At 63.0% G+C, this 14,709-nt stretch carries 12 protein-coding genes; 9 read left to right on the top strand and 3 right to left on the bottom strand.

Annotated elements, in window-relative coordinates; genetic code table 11:
* Positions 1-28 precede the first annotated feature (28 nt).
* Positions 29-958 carry a methionyl-tRNA formyltransferase gene (gene fmt / locus J2X24_RS10345; RefSeq protein WP_209720636.1) on the top strand — a complete coding sequence of 310 codons (930 nt, stop codon included), beginning with the start codon at positions 29-31 and terminating at the stop codon, positions 956-958.
* A 184-nt stretch (positions 959-1,142) separates the two neighbouring features.
* The gene (truA, locus tag J2X24_RS10340) at positions 1,143-1,916 is read left to right on the top strand and encodes a tRNA pseudouridine(38-40) synthase TruA (protein ID WP_209720633.1); all 774 of its coding nucleotides are present in this window, start codon (positions 1,143-1,145) and stop codon (positions 1,914-1,916) included.
* Between the two features lie 72 nt (positions 1,917-1,988).
* On the opposite strand, the gene dapE is transcribed toward truA, so the two are convergent.
* Positions 1,989-3,140 (bottom strand): succinyl-diaminopimelate desuccinylase, encoded by a 1,152-nt coding sequence (gene dapE / locus J2X24_RS10335; protein WP_209720630.1) that lies wholly within the window; start codon positions 3,138-3,140, stop codon positions 1,989-1,991.
* Positions 3,141-3,201: 61 nt separating this feature from the next.
* Between dapE and J2X24_RS10330 the strand changes: the two genes are divergently transcribed.
* Positions 3,202-4,497 (top strand): MFS transporter, encoded by a 1,296-nt coding sequence (locus J2X24_RS10330; protein WP_310003363.1) that lies wholly within the window; start codon positions 3,202-3,204, stop codon positions 4,495-4,497.
* A 156-nt stretch (positions 4,498-4,653) separates the two neighbouring features.
* On the opposite strand, the gene J2X24_RS10325 is transcribed toward J2X24_RS10330, so the two are convergent.
* Both J2X24_RS10325 and J2X24_RS10320 read right to left on the bottom strand, forming a co-directional pair.
* Positions 4,654-5,064, bottom strand: coding sequence for a DUF1801 domain-containing protein (locus tag J2X24_RS10325; RefSeq protein ID WP_310003366.1), 411 nt, complete (start codon positions 5,062-5,064; stop codon positions 4,654-4,656).
* 9 nt (positions 5,065-5,073) lie between these two features.
* Complete coding sequence (locus tag J2X24_RS10320) at positions 5,074-6,570, bottom strand: M23 family metallopeptidase (RefSeq protein ID WP_245344603.1); 1,497 nt, start codon at positions 6,568-6,570, stop codon at positions 5,074-5,076.
* Between the two features lie 664 nt (positions 6,571-7,234).
* Here J2X24_RS10320 and J2X24_RS10315 point away from each other — a divergent pair.
* The 6 genes from J2X24_RS10315 (at position 7,235) to J2X24_RS10290 (ending at position 14,702) form a co-directional block, all read left to right on the top strand.
* Positions 7,235-10,600: an intermembrane phospholipid transport protein YdbH family protein gene (locus J2X24_RS10315; protein ID WP_209720627.1), complete on the top strand. Its 3,366-nt coding sequence runs from the start codon at positions 7,235-7,237 to the stop codon at positions 10,598-10,600.
* A gap of 97 nt (positions 10,601-10,697) precedes the next feature.
* The gene (locus J2X24_RS10310; protein WP_192619184.1) at positions 10,698-10,880 is read left to right on the top strand and encodes a YnbE family lipoprotein; all 183 of its coding nucleotides are present in this window, start codon (positions 10,698-10,700) and stop codon (positions 10,878-10,880) included.
* A gap of 10 nt (positions 10,881-10,890) precedes the next feature.
* Positions 10,891-11,277, top strand: coding sequence for a YdbL family probable chaperone protein (locus J2X24_RS10305; protein ID WP_209720624.1), 387 nt, complete (start codon positions 10,891-10,893; stop codon positions 11,275-11,277).
* Between the two features lie 329 nt (positions 11,278-11,606).
* Positions 11,607-12,692 carry an acyltransferase family protein gene (locus J2X24_RS10300; protein ID WP_209720621.1) on the top strand — a complete coding sequence of 362 codons (1,086 nt, stop codon included), beginning with the start codon at positions 11,607-11,609 and terminating at the stop codon, positions 12,690-12,692.
* Between the two features lie 101 nt (positions 12,693-12,793).
* Positions 12,794-13,594, top strand: a complete 801-nt coding sequence (locus J2X24_RS10295; RefSeq protein WP_209720619.1) for a CHAP domain-containing protein — start codon at positions 12,794-12,796, stop codon at positions 13,592-13,594.
* 79 nt (positions 13,595-13,673) lie between these two features.
* Positions 13,674-14,702 (top strand): magnesium transporter CorA family protein, encoded by a 1,029-nt coding sequence (locus tag J2X24_RS10290; RefSeq protein ID WP_245344602.1) that lies wholly within the window; start codon positions 13,674-13,676, stop codon positions 14,700-14,702.
* Positions 14,703-14,709 lie beyond the last annotated feature (7 nt).

Below are 14,709 nucleotides of genomic sequence, written 5' to 3'. Positions count from 1 at the left end.
CGCGACATCCGTTGCGAGGGTCTTTGTTATGCGCCTGGCCTTTATGGGCACTCCCGAATTCGCCGTGAAGGCCCTGGCCGAACTGGTCGCGGCCGGCCATGAGATTGTGTGCGTCTATAGCCAGCCGCCGGCGCCCAAAGGCCGTGGGCAGGTGTTGAGCCCGTCACCGGTCCACGCTTTTGCCGAAGGTCTGGGGCTTGAGGTTCGTACGCCCAAATCGATGAAGGACCCTGACGCCATTGCCGACTTTCAGGCGCTCGATATCGACGTCTGTATCGTCGTCGCCTACGGCCAGATACTGAAGGCCGCCGTGCTCGACCATCCGCGTCTTGGTTGCTTCAACTTACACGGGTCACTCCTGCCGCGCTGGCGGGGGGCTGCGCCGATCCAGCGTGCCATTATGGCCGGCGACAGCTTCACCGGTGTCGAAGTCATGCGCATGTCGGAGGGGCTCGACGAAGGTCCGATCATCCTGTCCGGCCGGGTCGAGATCACCGCCGACGATACGGCGGGTACGTTGCACGACAAGCTGGCCAATCTGGGGGCGTCGCTCTTGCCGGTCGCGCTGGCGGCGATCGATCGCGGCGGCGCCCAGGAGCAGGCGCAGGTCGGTGAGCCGACCTACGCGAAAAAGATCACGCCGGAAGAGGCGCGCATCGACTGGAACCGCCCGGCACGCGATCTTGATTTTCATATCCGCGGCCTGTCGCCGTTTCCGGGCGCCTGGACGATGATCAATTCGCCGAAGGGCGAGGTGCGGCTGAAGGTGCTGATGTCGCGCTTCGTTGATGAAAGGAGCGGCGAGGTGCCGGGGACGGTCTTGCTCGGTGGCCTGAAGGTCGCAACGGGCGATGGCGTGATCCAGCTGTTGCGCGTCCAGCGCGAAGGCAAGGCGGCGCAGGATGCGGCGGAGTTTCTTAATGGCGCGGGCTTGGCGCCGGGGGACCAGTTGCTATGAGGTCGGGCCGTCTTCCCCTCTCCCCGTTTGAGGGGTTTGGCGCCAGCGAAAGTACAGCTTTCGCAAGCCATGGGTGGTCCGAAGGACCGGGTGAGGGGCAAAAACGTTACCTGCACGCGCTGCTTTGTCCAATTGCCCCTCACCCTGGCCCTCTCCCCGTAAACGGGGAGAGGGGATAAAAATTATGCCCCGCTATAAGCTTCTCGTCGAATATGATGGCCGGCCGTACAAGGGCTTCCAGGCCCAGGGCGACCTGCCGACTGTCCAGGGCTCGATCGAGCGCGCCATCCTGGCCTTCAGCGGCCAGGCCCTGCGGCTGACTGCGGCAGGAAGGACCGACACAGGCGTCCACGCCACCGGCCAGGTCATCACATTCGATCTCGACAAGCCGTTCAAGGCCGGTACGGTCCGCGACGCTATCAATGCCTATCTGACGCCTGAGCCGATTGCCATTCTCGACGTCGAAGAATGCGATCCCGACTTCTCGGCACGCTTTTCGGCGACAGGACGGATGTACCTCTTCCGCATCCTTAACCGCCGCGCTCCGCCGGCCATCGATCAGGGCCGCGTCTGGCACGTCAAGAAACCGCTCGACGCCGACGCGATGGCCAAAGCCGCCAAATGCCTTATTGGCACGCACGACTTCACGACCTTTCGTCATATCGAATGCCAGGCCAAGTCACCGGTCAAGACGCTCGATATCGCCCGCGTCAAACGGATCGGCGACGAAATCCACCTGGTCTTCGCCGCGCGCTCCTTCCTGCACCGTCAGGTGCGTTCGATGACGGGCAGTCTGGCCGAAGCGGGTATCGGCCGCTGGGAGGTTGGAGATGTGGCTAAAGCCTTGGCGGCCAGGGATCGCACCGCCTGCGGTCAGGTCGCGCCGCCCGAAGGGCTGTTCCTGACGCATGTGACCTATGAAGCCGAGCCGGATTTTGAGTCTCGGTCCTCGATTTAGGAATAACCACGAACGACACGAACCGGCGCAAGCGCCGACACGAATGTTCGTGTGTGTTCGTGTGGTTCGTGGTTAAACCTTAAATCTCAAGGCGTACGCCTCGATCAGGGCCGTATAGACGTCGGTCAGGGCCTCAAGCTCGGCCACCGGCACGCACTCGTTGATCTGGTGCATGGTCTGGCCGACCAGGCCGAACTCGACGACCGGACACAGGTCGCGGATAAAGCGCGCATCCGATGTGCCGCCCGTTGTCGAGCGATCGGTTTCGATGCCTAATTTGTCTTGAATGACATCCGCGATCAGGTCGATAAACGGCCCTGGCTGCGTCAGGAAGGCTTCGCCGGAGATAGCGCAGGCGACGGCGATCTTCGTGCCTGAGCGTGCTGCATGCTCAGCCGCAACGGTTTCGAACCATTGCTGCAATTCCGCCCCCGAATGGGCCGGATTGAAGCGGATATTGACCCGTGCCGTAGCCGTTTGCGGGATGACATTGGTCGCCGTGTTGTTGGTATCGATCGTGGTGATTTCCAGGTTCGACGGCTGGAATGACTCATAGCCGTCATCGAGCACCCGGCCTTTCAGCATCGCCAGCAGGTCGACCAGGACGGGCAGGGGATTGAGGGCGCGCTGGGGATAGGCGACGTGGCCCTGCTTGCCGGTCACGGTAAAGGTGGCGTTGATCGAGCCGCGTCGGCCGACCTTGATCATGTCGCCCAACTGCGCCGAAGACGATGGCTCGCCGACGATGCAATGGTCAATAGTCTCGCCCTGGGACTTCAGCCACTCGACGACCCTGACCGTGCCGTCGGTGGCCACGCCTTCTTCGTCGCCGGTGATCAGGAAGGACAGCGAACTTGGCACATCTACGCGCGAGACGGCGGCGATCCAGGCGGCGATGGCGCCCTTCATGTCGACGGCGCCGCGCCCGATCAAAGCACCGTCGTGGATCTCGGCGCCGAACGGATCATAGCGCCACAACGATCGCACGCCGCCCGGCACGACATCGGTATGGCCAGCAAAGCAGAGATTGGGCGACGCCGTCCCGCGCCGCGCATACAGGTTCTCAATCTCGCCGAACTTCAGGCGCGTGCAGGCAAAGCCCAAATCCGTCAGATGGCGCTCGACGATATCCATGGCGCCGGCATCGGCGGGCGTCACCGACGGACGGGCAATCAATTCCTGTGTCAGGGCAACCGGATCGAGCATTTGGACTTTGTAGGGCATAGCGCTTCCTGTAAGACCCTTCGCAAACCGGGAAAAGCCAAATCTTCATGTAAGGCGCACCGTGACCACTCCGCTCAATACCACCGATACCGGCGCCGGCTTGCCGCCACCCATCGAAGACAACCGCCACCCGTTACAGATTCCGGATTTTCGCGCCTTCTGGCTGACGCGGCTATGTGGCGTGCTGGGGACCTCGGCGCAAAGCGCGGCCATTGCCTGGCAGGTCTATGAGGTGGCGCGGCGGACCAATGGCATCGCCGAATCGGCCCTCTATGTCGGCCTGATCGGCCTGGCGCAGTTCCTGACCCTGTTCGCCTTTACCCTGCCGGCGGGGATCGTCGCCGACCGCTACGACCGCAAGGTGATCGTCGCCTGCGTCATGGTCGGGCAACTCCTGCTGTCTATGGCCTTTCTCGCCTACGCCTTCCTGCCGCATCCGCCCTTCTGGGGGCTGTTCGCGCTATCGGCGGTGCTCGGCGCCTTCCGGGCCTTCAGTGCCCCTGCCAGTTCGGCCATTGGCCCGATGCTGGTGCCGAAACACATCCTGCCGAAGGCCATTGCCGTCAATTCGATGGCGTTCCAGACCGGCCTGATCGTCGGGCCGGCGCTCGGAGGTGTCCTCGTCGGCTTTTCGCCCAAGTTTGCCTATGCCTTCTGCGCCTTGCTGACCCTGGTGTCGGCCGTCATGATCTTTACGATCAAAGCCCCGACCGCGCCGGATGCGCCGTCGGGCTCCAAGACCCAGATGCTGCGCGAAGGCATGAAGTATGTCTGGGAGAAGAAGATCGTGTTGGGCGCGATCTCGCTCGACCTGTTCGCCGTGCTATTGGGTGGGGCGACGGCGCTGATGCCGGTTTTCGCGCGTGATATTATTCGTCCGGATACCCTTTTACCGCCGCAGATCGCTTTCGGCATCCTGCGCGCGGCGCCGGCGATCGGCGCTCTGGGGATGTCATTGTACCTGTCGCTCAAACCCCTGCGTCGTCATGCCGGGCCATGGATGTTCGCGGGCGTGGCGATCTTTGGCCTGGCGACCGTGGTCTTCGGACTGTCGACCAATGTCTGGATTTCGATCTTCGCCATCATCGTGCTGGGGGCCGCGGACATGATCAGCGTCTATGTCCGGGGCACGCTGATCCAGATCGTCACCCCCGACCATATGCGCGGCCGCGTCGCCAGCGTGTCCTACCTGTTTATCGGCGCGTCGAATGAACTGGGTGAGTTCGAAACCGGCGTGATGACGCGGATCATGGGACCGGTGACGGCGGCTTTGTTTGGTGGCATCGGGTCGCTGGTCGTGACGGGGGTGTGGATCAAGCTGTTTCCAGAACTATGGAAGACGGATCGCTTGGAGTAGGGCTTCGTTCCCTTCTCCCCGTTTACGGGGAGAAGGTGGTTCGCTTCGCCTGTAGGCGAGGCGGAACCGGATGAGGGGCATAACGCTGGCTGAGCGAGTGCAACTGTTCTTTGCCCCTCACCCTAACCCTCTCCCCGCAAGCAGGGAGAGGGGACGCTAGCCTTTTCGGGTATGATAGGTCAAAGCTGTGGCGATACAGGTCTTCACGGCGTCTTCCGGTAGTGGCGCCGAGAGCGGCGTCAACACCGCCCGATTGCCTTCAAAGCTGAACGCGTCTGGAAACAACGTGCGAAACGTTTCGACCAATGTGGTTTGGCAGTTGAAATACAGCGCACAAACGTCCGGCGCGCGCGGTTTCCAGTCCATGCGCAGCGTGCTGCCGCTACGTGTCACCGGCGTCAGATAGGCCGGTTCGCCCCATTTCAGCGTCTCTTCCAAAGCCCCGACCTCAGGCAACTCCGCCGCCACTTCGAACACAAGCTGACGCAGGGCCAGCATATGCGGACGGACGGTATCAGGATAGTTGTCGAAAACAGCCTGGACGCGCGTATCGGAAAACGGCGTCACAGTGCGCGGCTACCGCATGCCACGCGTGGACGACAGCGCGGGCTTAAGCGGCATCAGGTCGTTCTTGCGCATGCGGCTGGGGCCGGTCTGGGCGATAAGCGACGCCTTCTGCACTTCTGGACGGCTTGTCGCGTTCTCGTTTTCGTAGTGGTAGGTGCTGGCCTTCATGGCAACGGCGTGCGAGATCGACGGCTGGTCTTCACGCTTGACCTCGGCGGCGGCGATCATGGTGTCGATTTCGCGCTTACGGGCGCGGAAGGCGATCATGTCCTGGCCGGCGAGAATCTTGGATTGCGGCACCTTGCTGCTGCGCGGGTCGACCGGGCGACGGTTGTTCCAGACCTCAAAGTGCAGGTGCGGGCCGGTCGAACGGCCGGTCGTGCCGACGTAACCGATAACGTCGCCCTGGCGAACGCGCTGGCCCGGACGGACCTTGATCGACGACATGTGGGCGTAGCCGGTTTCCCAGTTCCCGCCGTGCTGCAGGCGGACCCAGCGGCCATAGCCGCCCCACCACTTGGCGTCGGCAACCACGCCGTCGCCGGCCGCCAGGATCGGCGTGCCCGTGGGCGCCGCGAAATCCATGCCGGTATGCATGCGGTTGAAGCCCAGGACCGGGTGGAAACGCATGCCGAAGCTGGACGAAATACGCGCGCCATAGACCGGCGTGGTCAGCAGGAAGCCTTTGATATTTTTGCCGCTCTCATCGAAGAACTGGACATCGCGGCTGCCTTGCGGCTGGAAGGAATAGAAGCGGCCGACGCCGCCCTTGGCCTCGACCTCGGCATAGAGCAGGTTACCGGCCTCGACGGTGCGGCCGCTTTCGGTGACCTTGCGGTCGAAGACCAGCTTGAAGGTGTCGCCGGCCTTGATATCGCGCTGAAAGTCGAGCTTGTGCGCGAACAGGTTGACGACCTGGTTGGTCAGGGCGTGCGTGGCGCCCAGCGTAGCGGCCGATGAGAACAGCGAGCCGTTGAATTCGCCGATGGCGATCAGGCGTTCGTCGCGCACCGCTTCTTCGAGCGCGCGCAGGCGCATGGCCCCGTCGCGCGAGGTGGTGAGCGTCAGTTGCTTGGCGACGCCGGTGCGGACGGTCAGACCGACCAGTTGCGCCGGACGCGTGCTGCCTTCGGCCGCAGGCGCAATCGCCGCCTCCATCTTGGCGCCGGGCTTCAGCGTGGAAATATTGAACGCCTTGGACAGCAGGTTGACGGCGGCCTTGGCCTCGGCCGGCGCGACGCCGGTGCGGATGACCGCAGCGGTCAGGTCTTCATTCTTACCGAGCGCGATATCCATTTCGACGGGTTGGGCATAGCCGGGGCGCGCGGCGGCTTCGGCATAGGCCTGGGTTTCCAGCGCCAGGGCGGCGGCCGGATCCATCGGCGCGGCAACGGGCAGGGGCTGGAGGACTTTCCACATCAGGGTCCCGACCGTCAGGGCGGTCGCCGACGCGAACAGCATCGGCGTCAGTCGGACGGGTTGGCGACGGGGATCAAGTTGGGCCATGGTACGCGAGTTACTTCCTGTTGATCGTCGGTGGCTGGCCTTCTGGCCAAGCAAAGGGTCTTCAAAATCTGCGCCGCCGTTTTTTCCGGCGATCGCGGTTCCTGAGTTCTGCCCACAGTGCGACAGAACGAAAACATCACTTTAAGGTCTTCCGGTTCAAAAGACCCCCGGCGGGCAGCTTTTAGGGCTGCCATCCGACTTCAGCCTCCGGACCATGAGCTGAGTCTCACGTTCGCGGAAGGCCCTGCATACGCCGAAATAAGGCGAAAATGAGGCAATTTTGCCCGGGTTCACGGACAGAAAAGCCTGCCCTTGATATGTGAAACTGGTTAAGATGAGCCTTCGAATGTCCTAATGAAGGGTTAACGGCTCATCGCCGGAGCACAGTGGTGTTCACTGTTATCCTCTAACACCTTCATAAAATATGAAAAATCACGGCAAAAATAAGGTGCGGCTAAAAAATCACTGTCAATAGAGGTTGCGCCAGATTTCAGCCGCATTCACTATCTTATGCTTTGAAAGTTTTTCGATATGTCCACAATTTTTAACAGGTTTCGTGCATAGTGCGAACTCGAAAACCCTTACGAGCAGAAGCCCGTCCTAAAATCCGATGCCTGAGAATCGCCCATCCCGAGACGATGAAGCCTTATGGTTTCCAGCGCATATGAGCGCGGGCGACAGCTTCCTGCGCGTGACGCGGCCCGATGGCGCGCCCGAAGGCGGCGATGACGACGGCATCGGTTTGCCGAATCGCCGGCCGCCGGGTGGTGGTGGTCGGCGCCCTCCGAAAAAGGGCGGTCTCAAGGCGCCGGCCTGGCTGTGGGTCGCCCTGGTCGGCACGGCCGCCGTCGGTACGCTGCTGGTCCTGGCCCGCAAGGAAATCGCCGCCGAGATTACCGAAGGCTGGCTGAAAGGGCAGGGCGTTCCGGCCGAGGTCACCTTCTCCAAGCTGTCGCTCAGCCGCGTTTCGGGCAAGCTGGTCCTCGGCGACGCCAGGCACCCGGACGTCAGCGTCGAGCGCTTTGACGCCGAATACAGCCTTCAGCCATTCGCCGGCAAGGGACAGCCCCTGTTCCGCCTGAAGACCCTGCACGCCGTCCATCCGCTGGTCGCCGTGGTCGTCAAGGACGGCAAGCTTCATTTCGGCAGTATCGACAAGCTGGTCCAGGCGGCGCTGTCGGCGCCGTCGACCGGTGCGCCACCGCCCGACGCCATCTTCCTCGACGACGCCACGGTCCTTCTGCAGACCGATTACGGTGCGCTGAAGACGTTTGGCGACGTGAAACTGCGTGCGGGGCAACTGACCGACCTGGCGCTGAGACTGCCGAAATCGGAATTCACGGGCACCAAGGGCTCCGGCGAAATTACCAGTGGTTACCTGACCGCCTGGATCGCGGCCGACAAGCGTCTGGAAGTCCATGCCCGTCTGAACGCCCCGCGCTGGGACCTGCGCGACGTTGCGGCGGCCGAAGGCGCGGACGGCCAGGATTTCCGCGCCCGCAATGTCGCCTTCGCCCTCGACGGCCACGTCCCGTACCGTAAGGCGACGGGGCTGGCCGCGCTGGCGGGTAAACTGGATGCCACGGTCGCCTTGAGCGCCGGCAGCGTCGATGGCGCGTTTGGCAGCACGAAGGATCTGAATGCCACCCTGCGCCTGGATGGCCAGACGAAGGCGACGGCGAAATATATAGAATATGAGGGGGCTGCCGCGCTGCAGTCGCGCGCCGGTGCGCTGAAGACGACCGATGTTGATACGCAGGGACTGCGTGTCGAAGGGCCGGCCCTGGGCCTGCGCGCGCGCTATGACGTCAAGGAGGGCCTGACCCTGGCCGCAGGCGGCGCCGTGACCGGTGACGCCGCCACGTTGCGCCAGGGCGGATTGTCGGTCCGTTCGGCGCGCCTGAACCTAACCAGCCTGGCCGCCACCCTGACCTCAGCCGAGACCAAGGCCGATTTCAAGGGCAATCTCAGCCTCGGCCAGGCATCGATTTCGGATATTGCGCTCAACGGCGCGCGCGCGCCCGTGTCGGGCACACTGAACGCCATTCCCGGCGAATGGTCGGTGAAGCTCGATGCTGACCTGACCAGTGGCGCGAGCTATTCGGGCCTGAAGCCGTTGGCTGACGGCCGCCGGAAGGATCCCCAAAAAGAAAACAAGACGCCTGAGGGCGACGACATCGTCGCGCTTGACCGCGCGTTTCAGCGTTTCACCCTGCGCGCCCGCGGCCTGAAGGTCGCGCTGATGGGCCAGGCGGCCGTGCCGCCGCGCTACGATATTCGCCTGAACGGTGCGACGGCCGACCTGAGCGGCGGCGGCCGCGCGGTCCTTACAACAGGGCCCAACACACCTGTCCTGTCGACCGAAGCTTTGGGCGGTTTCGGCGTGACGATCGGTGGCGCGGACCTGCCCGACCTGGCGTTGACCGTGTCGAAATTCGGCTATGCCAGTCCGTCCGATCCGTCGCGTCTCAGCGGCGCTTACCGGCTGAATGGCGAACTGACCACCGTGCCGGTCGAAGGCGCGGCTTTCGATGCGCGCGGCGGTTTTGCCATCGCCGGCAGCGGCTTTACCGCCACCCTGGATGCGCCTGTCGCCGTTTCGGTCCGTTCGGCTGAACTCGGCACCCATGTCGAAACGATGGTGGCCACAATTGCCCAGCGCGACGGCGCACTGGTTCGCGTTACGCCGTCGGGCTGGCGCGTCAGTGGGGCCTATTCCGGTCTGGCACTGACCGCGCCGACCGAAGCGCTGAAACTCAGCGGCGGACAGGGCAATTTCGACGCCTTCTCGCAAGGCAATAGTAACGTCCTGGGCCTCAGGCTGACCCTGACCGCGGGCACCGGCGCCGACGCTATGGCCGACGACAAGCGCCGCTTCAATCCCATGCGGCTGACCGGCACGCTCGATCAGGACACGCGCCGGATGACCGGCCGCTTTGTCGCCGCGACCCCGGCCGTGCCTGCCGCCGGCGGCGCGCCACTGCCGGTCATCGCCATCGGCCTCGACAACGACCCCTTGAGCGGCGTCGGCAAGCTGTCCTTCGACACGATCGATCTCAAGTTCGCGCCGGGCGCCCTGCAACCGCATCACCTGAGCCCGCTGGCGTCCACTATCATGACCAGCGACGTGTCGGGTTCGGCCAGCTTCACCGGCCGCTTCGACTGGACGCCGTCCGGCGGCTCCAGCGGCGGTGTGCTGGCGACCGACGGGATGAACTTCACCGGGCCCGCCGGTGTCGCCGAAGGCTTGAAGACGCGCATCGTCTTTACCTCGCTGGCGCCGCTGGAAACCGCGCCGAACCAGAAGGTTACCGTCAGCCGCATCCAGTCGGCCGTCCCGTTCGAGAACCTCGACCTCGGCGTCCAGTTCAAGGGCGATCACGTCGCCGTCGAAGGCGCGACCGTGCAAAGCCCCGGCGGACCCGTGCGGCTGGAAGCCATGCGCCTGCCGCTCGACGGCGAAACACCGATTACCGGCGTCGTCGCCTTCAACGGGCTCGACTTCGGCAAGGTCATCGCCGCCACCGACCTGCGTCAGCATATGACCTTCGAAGGCCGCCTGACCGGCCGCGTGCCGTTCACCCTGATCGGCGAGCACATGAGCTTCAAGGACGGCGGCATGGCGGCCGACGGTCCCGGACGAATCTCCATCCTGCGCACCGGCGTCGCCGATGTCGCCGCCACCGGCTCGGTGAGCTCCGACACGACAGCTGAGGCCGGACAGACGCCGGCGGAGTTCAATCCGTTCCAGGACCTTGCCTTCCAGGCGATGGAACACCTGAGCTACGAGCAACTGGACGCGCGGATCAATTCGCTGCCGGACGGCCGTGTCAATGTGAACTTCCACATCAAGGGCCATTTCGACCCGCCGCAGCGCCAAAAGGCCACCGTGTCAATCAGCGACTATTTGAGCGGCAAGTGGATGCAGAAGCCGATCAAGCTGCCGTCGAACACGCCGGTCGAGCTGAACCTCGACATCCCGGTCAATTTCGACGACATCTTGGCCGGCTTCAAGCCGCGCGGCGATTGAAATTCGCCCTGAAGCCTGAACGATAAGTCCGGCTTCCGTTCAGCCACGGTTCAGCCTATATCTGCGACTATAGCGGTATGGAAGAGAGGAACCGGTAATGAAGCACACCCTGTTCGCGGCCGTCGCGGGCGCATCGGCTTTGACGCTCATGGCCTGCACGCCGTCGGTCAATGTCAATGTCAACCTGGCGCCGATCTACGCCAAGCTCGACATCAATGTGAAGCATCAGCTCGACGAGGACATGAAGGCCCTCGTCCAGCAGAACCCGAACCTGTTCTGAGGGGGATATCATGAGCAAACTGTCTATGTTTAAAGCCGTCTGTACCGCGACCGTCCTGGCCGTCTCAAGCGTTGGCGCCACCGCAATGATCGCCACCCCGGCTATGGCCGATGTCGCTGCCTCCAAGGCGCTGGTCGACACCGCCAAGAAGCAGGGCATCGTCGGCGAAAAGAGCAATGGCTATCTCGGCTTCGTCAAGGCATCGTCCGATACCGCGCTCAAGGCCGCGGTTGATGAGATCAATGCCGGCCGCCAGACCGTCTATACCCAGGCCGCTGCCAAGAACGGCGTCTCGGCCGATGCCGCCGGCCAGGCGACGTTCGTCAATCACATTCAGCCAAAGCTGGCCGCGGGTGAGTATTACCAGGACGCCTCGGGCAACTGGGTGAAGAAGTAAGCGCTTTCGCGAATTGAATGTTTTGCCCTCCGCGATACCTCGCGGAGGGTTTTTTTCCCTCTCCCCGGCCTCGCCGGCAGGCAATACGGGGAGAAGGTGGTCCGCAGGACCAGATGAGGGGCCATTGTAGATGCAACAGTGTGCGGCTTCGGTTGTTGGCCCCTCACCCTAACCCATCGCTGGCGAAAGCTATACTTTCGCTGGCGCTATACCCCGCAAGCGGGGAGAGGGGACTACGCGCCGCCTCTTCATCCTATGTTACCGTCCGGCATATATCCTGCAAGGCGAGCCAGGAATTCTCCAAACGGGATAGGCCGGGGATAAGGGATATGCCGCAAGATCAGATCAAGCCATTGACCAGCCTGCGTTTTTTCGCAGCGCTTTGGGTTGTCCTCTACACCTATATCCATGAACTGCAAGGCGCGGTCGCTGTCCCCTTGCTGGACAAGGGCTATCTTGGCGTCGACCTGTTCTTCATCCTGTCGGGCTTTATCCTGTCCTATGTCTATCTCGAAGCCTTCGGCGAAGGCCGCTTCGATTACGGCAAGTTCGTTGTCCATCGCCTAGCGCGAGTCTATCCGCTTCACATCGCCACGCTCGGCTTTACCCTGCTGCTCGTCACGGCCGCCGCCATCAAGGGCATCACGCTCGACGGCAATGCCGCCAACTGGGCGGCACTGCCCGCGCACCTGACCCTGACTCAGGCCTGGGGCCTGGCGCCGACGGCGTCGTTCAATCACCCATCCTGGTCGATTTCGGCCGAATGGTTTGCTTATCTGAGCTTCCCGGCCGTCGCCGCGCTGGCCTGGCCGCTGCGCAGTCGCCCCATGCTGGCGGTCGGACTGGCCGTGGCCTTTCTGGTCGCGCTCAATATCGCCTTCCAGACCATTGCCGGTTTCGCGCTGACCAAGGCGACCTTCCATTGGGGCGCCCTGCGAATCGTCCCGACCTTCCTGTTCGGTTCGGCCCTTTATCTCGCCTGGCGGTCGGGCCTGGTCGCCTCTCCCTGGGCCGCGCGCATCGGCGCTGTCGCCGGCATCGGGGGGGCGCTCGTGGCCGCCCAGCTGGGCGCGCCCGATTGGTTGACCGTCATCGCGCTGGGCCTCGGCCTGCTGGCGATGGGTGGTCTCGGAGACAAGGGTGTCCTGTCGTCAAAGCCGCTCGTCTATCTCGGCGAAATCTCGTTCGCGACCTACATGATCTACGTGCCGTGGAAGTGGGTCTATCTGAAGGGGGCGGATATGGTTTTAGGCTTGAACGGCTCGCCTCTTCCCTTTATGTGGTGGTTAACGGGCCTCGTCGCCCTGGTGCCGCTGTCCATGCTGGCGCACCATCTGGTCGAGCTTCCCTTCCGCCGCGTCGTTCGCCGGTGGGGCGAGCAATTGGTTAACAAACCCACCCCGGAAGCGGCGTAATTCGGTTAATTTATTTACGCCGCTCACGCGAAAATTTCTTGAAATTTAATTTTTGTGTTGTACCTAAGTCACTCGGACTAACAGTGACGGAGTACAAGTGCATGCGGAAAATCCTTTCGGCTCTGATTTTCGCCGTATCAACCCTGTGTGCCACCGGCGCGATTGAAGCGCAGGCCGCCCCCAAGAAGACGACCAAAGTCGCTGCCGTAAAGGCCAAGAAAAAGCCCGCAAGCCCTTATCTTCAGTGTGTGCAGTTCGCCCGTCAGTTCACGGGTATCCAGATTTTCGGTGACGCCTGGACCTGGTGGGAAAAGGCGACCGGCAAGTACGAGGAAGGCCAGGCGCCGAAGCCGGGCGCGGTCCTCGTCTTCAAGCCGCAAGGCAAGATGCGCGTCGGTCACGTCGCCGTCGTCTCGCAGATCGTCACGGATCGCTACATTCAAATTACCCACGCCAACTGGTCGCCGATCAATGGCCGCCGTGGCCAGGTCGAAAAGGACGTCAACGTCCTCGACGTGTCGGAAAAGGGCGACTGGAGCAAGGTCAAGGTATGGTACGGCCCGCTGAACGACCTTGGCACCACCATCTATACCACCTACGGCTTCATCTATAACGAAGCCAAGGGCCAGTCGAAGGCCCACGCCGCGCCGAAGACCGTTGCCGACGAACTCAATGCGGGTCAGCTGACCGTCGCTGCCGATGCGGACGAACTGAAGGCGGCGCTTGCCGCGACCCACGTCGACAAGGCCAAGCCGGTGACCGTTGCGGCCCACGCTTCGGGCACTGCCGCCAAGGAACTGGTCGCTCGTCTCGACGCCAATGTCGAGCAGGCCCGTGTCGCCAGCCGCGACGTCGATCATCGCGTCAAGGCACCAGCCCGTCAGCAGCTTGCCAACCAGTAAGCGGCTGCGATAAGGATTTTTTCAGGAGCCCGGTGCGAGCCTCTCGCGCCGGGCTTTTGTCTTTGGGGTAATGCTGCGCATGCTGACCATCTACAAGCGGATCTGTGAGACCCCGTCCCGCGCCAAACGGCCGTTCAGCCGCAATGAGCCGCCGGTCGTCAGCCAGGTGACCGAAACGATGGGAGAGGCCGGCGATGTGGATGACGCCGCCGTCTGGCTCGACCTGCTTGAGCCAACGCGCGACGAGGAACTGGCGCTGGAGGCGCACCTTGGCCTGGCCCTGCCGACGCAGGAGGATATGGTCGAGATCGAGTCGTCGAGCCGCCTGTATCTCGACAATGGCGCAGCCTTCATGACGGCCCAGGTCGCCTTTTACGGCGGCCTCGATCACCTGCAATCCGGACCCGTCACCTTTGTGCTGTCGAAGGACCGGCTGATCACCATCCGCTATATCCAGCCGACCTCCTTCCGCCTGTTCGGCGACCAGATCGAACGCCAGCCCCATATCTGCATGAGCAGTACGGAGGTCTTCCTGGGCCTGCTCGACGTCCTGATCGACCGGACCGCCGACCTGATCGAAAAGACATCGGACGATGTCGACGCGCTGTCGCGGACCATTTTCCAGACGCGGCGCACCAAGCGGCTTGAGCATGTGCTGAACGAGCTGGGTGGCCTGCAGAACGATATCGCGCGCATCCGCGATTCGCTCCTCTCGCTGACCCGGTTGAGCGTCTTCGCCGCGGGCCTTGAGCGCGGCGTCACCGGGCTGAAGGGCGACGAGGACCGGGAATACGACGAGCGCCTGCGCACCATGGCCCAGGACCTGGTGTCCTTGAGCGACCACGCCACCTACGTCACCGGCAATATCACCTTCCTGCTCGACGCAGCGCTGGGCTTCATCAACCTGGAACAGAACAATATCGTCCGGCTGATCTCGATCACCTCGGTGATCTTCCTGCCCCTGACCCTGATTGCCTCGATCTATGGGATGAACTTTGACGCCATGCCGGGGCTGCACAGTCCGCCGGCCTTCTGGATCGTGGTGGGGATCATGGTCGCCATCGCCGGTGGCCTCCTGTGGTGGTTCAAACTGCGCCGGTGGCTATAGACAGCCC

The organism is Asticcacaulis solisilvae (assembly GCF_017875235.1).
Lineage (GTDB): Bacteria > Pseudomonadota > Alphaproteobacteria > Caulobacterales > Caulobacteraceae > Asticcacaulis > Asticcacaulis solisilvae_A.
This window is presented reverse-complemented; position numbering and strand designations above follow the sequence as displayed.

Bases quoted from the DNA above. Each gene is read 5' to 3' on its own strand.
- fmt (WP_209720636.1), top strand. From the start codon at position 29: ATGCGCCTGGCCTTTATGGGCACTCCCGAATTCGCCGTGAAGGCCCTG.
- J2X24_RS10305 (WP_209720624.1), top strand. From the start codon at position 10,891: ATGAGCAAACTGTCTATGTTTAAAGCCGTCTGTACCGCGACCGTCCTG.
- J2X24_RS10290 (WP_245344602.1), top strand. From the start codon at position 13,674: ATGCTGACCATCTACAAGCGGATCTGTGAGACCCCGTCCCGCGCCAAA.
- dapE (WP_209720630.1), bottom strand. From the start codon at position 3,140: ATGCCCTACAAAGTCCAAATGCTCGATCCGGTTGCCCTGACACAGGAA.
- J2X24_RS10320 (WP_245344603.1), bottom strand. From the start codon at position 6,570: ATGGCCCAACTTGATCCCCGTCGCCAACCCGTCCGACTGACGCCGATG.
- truA (WP_209720633.1), top strand. From the start codon at position 1,143: ATGCCCCGCTATAAGCTTCTCGTCGAATATGATGGCCGGCCGTACAAG.
- J2X24_RS10310 (WP_192619184.1), top strand. From the start codon at position 10,698: ATGAAGCACACCCTGTTCGCGGCCGTCGCGGGCGCATCGGCTTTGACG.
- J2X24_RS10295 (WP_209720619.1), top strand. From the start codon at position 12,794: ATGCGGAAAATCCTTTCGGCTCTGATTTTCGCCGTATCAACCCTGTGT.
- J2X24_RS10300 (WP_209720621.1), top strand. From the start codon at position 11,607: ATGCCGCAAGATCAGATCAAGCCATTGACCAGCCTGCGTTTTTTCGCA.
- J2X24_RS10315 (WP_209720627.1), top strand. From the start codon at position 7,235: ATGAGCGCGGGCGACAGCTTCCTGCGCGTGACGCGGCCCGATGGCGCG.